Annotated in this window: 11 protein-coding genes and 1 pseudogene; 7 read left to right on the top strand and 5 right to left on the bottom strand. The window is 66.9% G+C overall.

Features of this window, described 5'->3' with window-relative positions:
• The first annotated feature begins 82 nt into the window (after positions 1 to 82).
• Positions 83 to 454 carry a transposase gene (locus IG99_RS46735; protein ID WP_234312109.1) on the top strand — a complete coding sequence of 124 codons (372 nt, stop codon included), beginning with the start codon at positions 83 to 85 and terminating at the stop codon, positions 452 to 454.
• 66 nt (positions 455 to 520) lie between these two features.
• Here IG99_RS46735 and IG99_RS39165 read toward each other — a convergent pair whose 3' ends face one another.
• The 4 genes and pseudogenes from IG99_RS39165 to IG99_RS46730 all read right to left on the bottom strand — a co-directional run bounded on the left by IG99_RS39165 (position 521) and on the right by IG99_RS46730 (position 3,073).
• On the bottom strand, positions 521 to 760 hold the full coding sequence (locus tag IG99_RS39165; protein WP_037682921.1) for a hypothetical protein: 240 nt from the start codon (positions 758 to 760) through the stop codon (positions 521 to 523).
• Positions 761 to 1,025: 265 nt separating this feature from the next.
• Entirely contained in the window at positions 1,026 to 1,172 is a 147-nt protein-coding gene (locus tag IG99_RS48270) for a hypothetical protein (RefSeq protein WP_463607366.1), read from the bottom strand.
• On the bottom strand, positions 1,172 to 1,363 hold the full coding sequence (locus IG99_RS39160; protein ID WP_037682919.1) for a helix-turn-helix domain-containing protein: 192 nt from the start codon (positions 1,361 to 1,363) through the stop codon (positions 1,172 to 1,174). The genes IG99_RS48270 and IG99_RS39160 overlap by 1 nt, the downstream gene beginning before the upstream one ends.
• Positions 1,360 to 3,073: pseudogene (locus IG99_RS46730) on the bottom strand (replication initiator). The gene IG99_RS39160 and the pseudogene IG99_RS46730 overlap by 4 nt, the downstream one beginning before the upstream one ends.
• Before the next feature lie 311 nt (positions 3,074 to 3,384).
• Between IG99_RS46730 and IG99_RS39150 the strand changes: the two are divergent.
• The 5 genes from IG99_RS39150 (at position 3,385) to IG99_RS39135 (ending at position 5,513) form a co-directional block, all read left to right on the top strand.
• The gene (locus IG99_RS39150; RefSeq protein ID WP_051866486.1) at positions 3,385 to 3,822 is read left to right on the top strand and encodes a GntR family transcriptional regulator; all 438 of its coding nucleotides are present in this window, start codon (positions 3,385 to 3,387) and stop codon (positions 3,820 to 3,822) included.
• A gap of 459 nt (positions 3,823 to 4,281) precedes the next feature.
• Positions 4,282 to 4,497, top strand: coding sequence for a type II toxin-antitoxin system HicB family antitoxin (locus IG99_RS39145; RefSeq protein WP_030735400.1), 216 nt, complete (start codon positions 4,282 to 4,284; stop codon positions 4,495 to 4,497).
• Positions 4,494 to 4,718: a type II toxin-antitoxin system HicA family toxin gene (locus tag IG99_RS39140; RefSeq protein WP_037682916.1), complete on the top strand. Its 225-nt coding sequence runs from the start codon at positions 4,494 to 4,496 to the stop codon at positions 4,716 to 4,718. Before IG99_RS39145 ends, IG99_RS39140 begins: the two co-directional genes overlap by 4 nt.
• A 155-nt stretch (positions 4,719 to 4,873) precedes the next feature.
• Complete coding sequence (locus IG99_RS52230; protein WP_078948184.1) at positions 4,874 to 5,239, top strand: EndoU domain-containing protein; 366 nt, start codon at positions 4,874 to 4,876, stop codon at positions 5,237 to 5,239.
• A gap of 13 nt (positions 5,240 to 5,252) precedes the next feature.
• Entirely contained in the window at positions 5,253 to 5,513 is a 261-nt protein-coding gene (locus IG99_RS39135; protein ID WP_037682913.1) for a MafI family immunity protein, read from the top strand.
• A 155-nt stretch (positions 5,514 to 5,668) separates the two neighbouring features.
• Here IG99_RS39135 and IG99_RS49850 read toward each other — a convergent pair whose 3' ends face one another.
• Positions 5,669 to 5,809, bottom strand: a complete 141-nt coding sequence (locus IG99_RS49850) for a hypothetical protein (protein ID WP_199815707.1) — start codon at positions 5,807 to 5,809, stop codon at positions 5,669 to 5,671.
• Here IG99_RS49850 and IG99_RS49245 point away from each other — a divergent pair.
• Positions 5,808 to 6,017, top strand: coding sequence for a hypothetical protein (locus tag IG99_RS49245; RefSeq protein ID WP_158973329.1), 210 nt, complete (start codon positions 5,808 to 5,810; stop codon positions 6,015 to 6,017). The two genes, IG99_RS49850 and IG99_RS49245, sit on opposite strands and share 2 nt — an antisense overlap.
• Positions 6,018 to 6,556 lie beyond the last annotated feature (539 nt).

Raw genomic sequence — 6,556 nt, 5'->3', positions numbered from 1 at the left:
AGCCGCCCGCTGCCTGCCCCTACTCCGTCGCGATCACGCCCCGCACACGAAGAAGCCCCTGCTCATCGAACAGGGACTCCCTTTGCCACAACGCACTCAGCCCTGCCCAGTCCGCGACAAGTGCACCCGAGCCAAAAGCGGCGGCCGCACACTCTCCCTGCGTCCCCGCGATCAGCAGCAGGTCCTCGATGAGGCCCGCACTCAGCAGACCAGTCAGGAATGGCGGGCCAAATATGCCACCCGCGCCGGCGTCGAGGGCACCATCCACCAGGCCGTCGCTGTCACTGGCATGAGACGCGCCCGCTATCGCGGTCTGCAAAAGACTCATCTGGAGCACGCGTACTCGGCGGTCGCGCTCAACCTCATCCGCCTCGACGCCTGGTGGAACGGCCATCCCCTTGACCGAACCCGCAGCAGCCACCTCGCCCGCCTCGACCTCTCCCTCACCGCGTGACCCCGAAACGGCCAGCAGGATCGTCACCAGCCGCAACACGTCGGGACGGTTCTTACTTGCACCCCATTAAGCGCCCGCTTGGTTGTCGAGAATGACCAACCCGGATTCTTTGATCGCGGTATCGAACCGCACTCCTTCCAGAGTCAGAGATACTTTTCTATCCACCGCTAGAGCCGGGATGAACACGTCCGCCGTGCACAGACTGCCGAGAAACCACCCCAGGATGGCGAGGTCAATCTCCTTCGCACAGAGCTTGATTTCAGTGTCGGGAGTCAACTTAGGATATTCCTCGACACTCTCTGCCATCTCCGTGCAAATGCACGTGCACTGCTGTGAACCGATGTCAAAGAGGCAGGCGCAGCCATGGCTGTCAGGGCATACCACGCTGCAACTGCAGTCGGTAATCGGAATCCCAGAGCCCGTTGTGACTCCATACCCTTTGGGTGGCTTTCCCATAGCACTCACCTTCAGAGCGGCCACGGCCGCGCCTGCATCGACACCCCACACCCCACCCTGCGGCCGATGACGGAAGACGCGACCGCTACACGTAGCCAACGAGCATCACAACCGATCAGCAACGCAATTGGCCAGCAGGATCGTTGCCGGGGGCGAGGACGTATCCGGCGGCTTCCCAGCGGCGGTCCTTGCGCTGGTAGACGGTTCCGTCGCCGTTGGCACGCACACGGCGGGAGGCGGGGGTGTCGCGGGGTGTGGTCATCAGGCGGCGGCTTCCTGTTCGAGGCGGGTGCGGATGAAGTCGGTGAGGGAGTGGGTGGGGATGCGGCGGGCGCGGCCGAGGGTGAGGGAGGCGAGTTGGCGGGTGTGGATGAGGTCGTAGACGGCGGTGCGGCCGAGTTGGAGGCGTTCCATGACCTGGGGGACGGTGAGGAGTTCCGTGTTGGCGGTCACGTGACGGCCCCCGGCCGGTCAGTACTGGTCGGCCGATCAGTGGAGATCGGCCGGGTGACCGGTGGAGTGACCGGCGCGGTCACCGGAGCGCTTCGAGCCGAGGGTTCGGGTCGGTTGCTCGGGTCGGGTCTGCCGTTTTGCGGTCAGGAGGTCGTCGAGGTGTTCGAGTTCGGGCAGGAGGCCGGTTCCGGCGTACTGACAGTGGGAGATGACCAGGGTCGTGTCCGAGTCCGCGCGCTGACCGGTGATGTTGCGGTGACCGGGGGCCAGGTCAGTGCGGTGTCCGGTGCGGTCATCGACCGGACTGCCGTCTGTCTGGTCGGCCTGCGTCTGAGCCGACGCTGGGGTTGTGGTCTGGGTGTCGGGTCGGCAGGTTCGCCAGGCGATGCGTTCGGCTCGGAGGTGGGCGAGGGTGGTGGAGTAGTGGCGGGTGCGGGGGGAGTGGCCTCGGAAGCCGAGCATGTGGGCCCATTGGCGCAGGCGGAGGTGGGCGTGCCGGCGCTTGGGGGCGAGGTGCCAGGCGGCGTGGATCATGCGGCGGGCGTGGTCGGTGATGTCGTGGGCGGCGAGTTCGGCGAGGAGTCGGCGGTCGAGGGTGCCGGTGGTGGTCTCGGCGCCCTTGGTGGCGTACTTGGCGATGTAGGCGGCGACGTGCCGGTCGGTGACGGGGCCGTCGCCGGTGAAGTCGGTGCCGCGGATCGCGCGGACGTCGATCTGCCGCCCGAACCGGAACACCAACCGCCCTGGCCGATCTGAGGCTTGGGGCTGGGGCGCGGGGACGCGCCCGGCGGGCTGCGGTTGCTTCGGCGGTTCGCCCTCGTGGTGGACGCGGGTGCGTGCGGCGGCGCGGACGGCGTGGTCGAGGAGCTGGGTGGTGGCCCAGGCGGGCGGGGTGCTGGTGGGGCCGGTGGGTCCGTCGAGGCGGATGACGGCGTGGAAGTGGACCTGGCCGCGTTTTGGTACTCGGCGACCTTGGCGTACGAGAGTGTGGCGTGGTGGCGCAGCGTGCGCTGGGTGAGGCCGGCGGCCTTGGCGATTTCGCGGCGTAGGTGGGTGGTGAAGCGTGCCCACAGGGCCGGGGCGTGCGCGTTCCACAGGACCGCGCCCATGTAGTCGTACCGCTCGGGGTTGAGCGGGGTGCCCAACAGCCGGTCGTCGTCGGAGTCGACCTGGCCGCAGTGGCAGCGGTCGGTGTCGGGCTGGTTGTGGACGGGGCCGAAGCCGGGGGCGGTGAGGGTGGCGAACACGCGCGGGTGCGTGGCGACGCTGGTGGGGACGGTCTTGCCTCCGCACAGTCCGGCGGCGATGAGCTGGTAGGTGTCGTAGCGGTAGACGGTCGAGCAGGCGGAGCAGCGGGTGGCGCGGCGGTTGCCGCAGCGGACCAGCAGTTCGCCCGCCGGGAGCCTGCCGGAATCGAAGTGGTCGAGAATCTCGCCGGTCGCACTGTCCAGACGGGTGCGGTGCCCGGTGAGGCGGATCGGGTGCGCGCATCCACCGAGTCAGGCTATCTGCCGTGCGAGGGGCGCGAGTTGGCCGGTTGCGGCGAGCTTCGCCAGCTTGGTGGTGAGCCTGGCGCGGCGCTCCAGCGCCGACCGCCCTGCCGCCGAGGCGGTGACGTCTGCCGGGCAGGTCTGCGTGGTGAACGACGACGACGGGAGCGAGGCGGCTGGAACGGTCGCGGGGGTACGGGAGTTGGAGCTGTGCGGGCATGTGGAAGGGGGCCTTTCGGTGGGAGTGCGGAAGCGGTACGGCGCGGGGCGGCGTGGGCAGGCCGAAGTGATCGGCTCACAGGGAACGGGGGCGCCCTCGGAGTTGGGCGCGGGGGCCAGACCAGGGGACTGGTCGGCGGGGCGCGGTGGTGATCACCGGCGGGTGCGTGACGTTAACATCGGTCCACGGACGCATTCAAGTGCATCCCTCCTGATTCCTTTCTTGTGGGTGGTGGGACGCGGGTAGTGTGGGGCCGGTTTCCCGGTTTGGACGGGCCGGATTGTGCTGGTAGAGGGCGTGGAAAGCGGGGGATGACCGGCGTGGTGGTGGGACGGCGCGGGCGCAGGCCGGCGGGCAGCGGGGTGCAGCTGACGTTCGAGGTCATCGCCGAGACCCTGCGGGAGCGGATCCGCGCGGGCGGACTCGGCGCGGGGGATCCGCTGCCGACGCAGACCGCGCTGATGCGCGAGTTCGGGGCGTCGAGCCTGACCGTGCAGAAGGCCATGACCCTGCTGAAGCAGGACGGGTGGGCGGTCTCCCGTCCTGGCAAGGGCGCCTTCGTCGCCCACCGCGACCACCCCGACGGCGCCGATGACCTCGACGGTCCGGAGGCGACCGCCCCCGTCGGCGGGGCGACGGCCCGCGTCGAGGCGCTGGAACGGGCGCTGGCCGACGCCGTTCAGCAGCTGGCCGACCTTCGTGGCCGCGTCGAGGCCCTGGAGACGGGCGGCGGCGAGCGGGGCCGCTGACCCGCCGTGCCGGGCGGCCCGGGGGCGTGCGTTCAGATTTTCTCTACGAGGTTCGAGGTTCAAGGCGGCGCCCGCACATCTGAGCTGGCCGAACGTCGCCGACAAGCCCGCCGTTCACTCTGGAGGTCAGCCGCGCCGCAGCCCCGGGTCACGCCCCCGTTGCCGGGCCGTCACTCGGGGCTGCGGGAGTGGCAACCGGCCAGCTCGGCTGGCCGACCGGAGTCGGGCTCCTGCCGGAGCAAGTTGTCGCCTACGACCGTCCTACGGTCGGATCGTAGGCACAGGGCCGGCCAGGGGGCCGACCCTCACGTCCGTCGCCGGGCTCACCGAGGGCGGTGGCCTGCGTCGCCTCCTGCGGGGAGTCGCCCCCGACCGCACGTCGCCGGAGACTCACCGCATGCGGTGGTCCGCGGCCGGAAAACCTCTGACGGCGTCGCCCGGCATGCCACACTTTCATCTATGACGCGCGCACTGCACCTGACCGCTGCGGTCACCCGTGAGGACGAGTGGTACGTGGCCCGCTGTCTCCAGGTCGAGGTCACCAGCCAGGGGGAGAGCATCGAAGAGGCACTGGCCAACCTCCGCGAGGCGCTGGAGCTGTACTTCGAGGACGCCCCCGCCCCCGAGGTCGTCGCCGACGTGATCACCGCGCCGGTCGAGGTCCGCGTCGCATGAGCCCCGCCGTCCCTCACGGCCTGTCCGGCACCGAGATCGCCAAGGCACTCGAACGCGCCGGCTTCGGCCACATCGCGACCCGGGGCAGCCACGCCAAGTACCGCAAGGACGGCCGCACCGTCATCGTGCCCCTGCACCGCTCCCTCGCGCCCGGCACCCTCCGCTCCATCCTCCGCCAGGCCGACTGGACCGTGGACGACCTCACCGAGCACCTCAAATAGCCCAGAGGCCCGGGCCGGGTCTGGACCTCTGACGGCAGTAGTGACGGCAACAACCACGAACAACCCCGGCCGAACCCGTACCTCAGCGGAACCGCCGAACACCACTTGACCTGCGAAAACGCAGGTACAGAGGGGCCGCGTAGCACACATACTATGTGCTGGCGGGTAAGACTCCGGTCCTCGTTCATAACAGCAACTGTGGCGGGATTGGGCGAAAGCTGCTTGGTGACGATGCCCAGCACATCCTCAACGGACACGCTTATCCGGGACTGCCTGGAAAGACAGTCTTTCCAAAGGGGTGGAGCGACGACGACATCCTGGATGCCGTGGCAGATGTCGCCACGAGTCCAAACAGTACGCGTATCTGGAAAACCGGTTCAGCTAATTATGCTGAGAAAACTCTCCGGACGAGGAAGGGTGATCCTGCCGTTCAGGCAATCACTGGAGAGGTGCGAGGGGTGAGTATCGAGGTTCGCTTTGAGCCGCTAACCGGTAGAGTTCTCACGGCTTTCCCGAAGTGAAGGAGTGTGGCGTATGGAGCGGTATCAGTACGTGCGGGCTCTCGTCTCGCAACTCCTTGAGGAATCTCCTCTGACTTCGGAAGAGGTTATTGCCGACGTTCGCCACCTGATGAGCGTGGGTGAAGAGGAGTTGGCATTCGATACGATGTGCTCATGGATCTACGAGGATTCTCTTCCGATCTCCTCGGCTTACTATGAGCGCCTCGTGTCTACAGCTCAAGAACTGGGAACTCCAAAATCTGCAGATAAGCTCGATGAACTTATCGAGGAATAGATTCTTCGAATTCCGGACGACACTAGTGGATCTGGCGCCTCGACGTTGAATCGGTAGCGCGGCTCCTCCAGGAATCGCAGCGCAAATCTGAGACCCCGTCAACATCTGCTTGGCGGGGTCTCAGTGCGTCTTGAAAGCAGTAGTTGACGGCAACGTCAGCGGACGGAGGATCCGACGAGGGGTGGTTCGTCGCCGTCGTCGTGCTTGCAGGTTGTCTCGGCGGGGTTGCGGAGGCCGCGGCCGAGTAGGTCGATGGCGTTGCGTTGGAGGCGGAGTCGGACAACGTTGGCGTACATGGTGGCGGTGACACCGAGTCGTCTACGTCACAACGGTGATCTCATCGTCATGAGTCCTTCGAAGCGTTCCTGGCAGGCTTCGGTGGAGCGTGAAGAGCTTGAGGAAGCGTTTACCGGATTTCTGCAGGAGGCGTATCTTCGATTGACTCAATATAGCCTCAAATTGGCCATGAACCCGGTGATTCAGCGTTTCTCGGTGAGCGGCTGAGGCCCTTCAAGTCGGTGTTGGCTACAGCCTGTTGCTCACGGAAGGAGCGCGCTAGGGGCGGGGCATTCTGGGGAGTGGTTGGGAAGTGCCAAATCTATGGCAGCTTATCGACGCGCTTCCCTGTATGAACCCGTGCATAGGGCCCGCCTGGTGCCCGAGTAATGCTGCGGCGCAGCAGGGGCGTTCGAGGTCCGCTACACCCCTTGCACGCCGGACGCCCCCGCCCTGGCTGAGGCGGAGGAGAGATCGGCAACTCCGACGTCTCGGTCTCGGCGATGTTCGACGAGGAACTACCGGATTCCGTGAGCAGAGATCGCCCACGTGCTGGGCGGCGCCGACACCTTGCGTGCCGTCGGTACCTTTCACACCGTTGCCGCTCCACCAACGAGGCAAGGCTGCTCCGGGGACTCCGACGATGCCTGGGAGTACCGTGCATGTGGGCAACGTCCACCGTGTGGTGCAGGACGTGTTAATCAGCGGTGAGTTCCGTAGGGCGTACCCGAAGCCAGGTGTACCGTCTGCCGATGTGGTCGTACTGC

This window comes from Streptomyces griseus subsp. griseus (genome assembly GCF_000720255.1).
GTDB lineage: Bacteria > Actinomycetota > Actinomycetes > Streptomycetales > Streptomycetaceae > Streptomyces > Streptomyces griseus_I.
The sequence above is the reverse complement of the archived record's forward strand: the minus strand, read 5'-3'. Positions and strand labels throughout refer to the sequence as shown.

Bases quoted from the DNA above. Each gene is read 5' to 3' on its own strand.
- IG99_RS39165 (WP_037682921.1), bottom strand. From the start codon at position 760: ATGGCAGAGAGTGTCGAGGAATATCCTAAGTTGACTCCCGACACTGAA.
- IG99_RS48270 (WP_463607366.1), bottom strand. From the start codon at position 1,172: ATGACCACACCCCGCGACACCCCCGCCTCCCGCCGTGTGCGTGCCAAC.
- IG99_RS39150 (WP_051866486.1), top strand. From the start codon at position 3,385: ATGACCGGCGTGGTGGTGGGACGGCGCGGGCGCAGGCCGGCGGGCAGC.
- IG99_RS39145 (WP_030735400.1), top strand. From the start codon at position 4,282: ATGACGCGCGCACTGCACCTGACCGCTGCGGTCACCCGTGAGGACGAG.
- IG99_RS39140 (WP_037682916.1), top strand. From the start codon at position 4,494: ATGAGCCCCGCCGTCCCTCACGGCCTGTCCGGCACCGAGATCGCCAAG.
- IG99_RS39135 (WP_037682913.1), top strand. From the start codon at position 5,253: ATGGAGCGGTATCAGTACGTGCGGGCTCTCGTCTCGCAACTCCTTGAG.
- IG99_RS49245 (WP_158973329.1), top strand. From the start codon at position 5,808: ATGGTGGCGGTGACACCGAGTCGTCTACGTCACAACGGTGATCTCATC.
- IG99_RS49850 (WP_199815707.1), bottom strand. From the start codon at position 5,809: ATGTACGCCAACGTTGTCCGACTCCGCCTCCAACGCAACGCCATCGAC.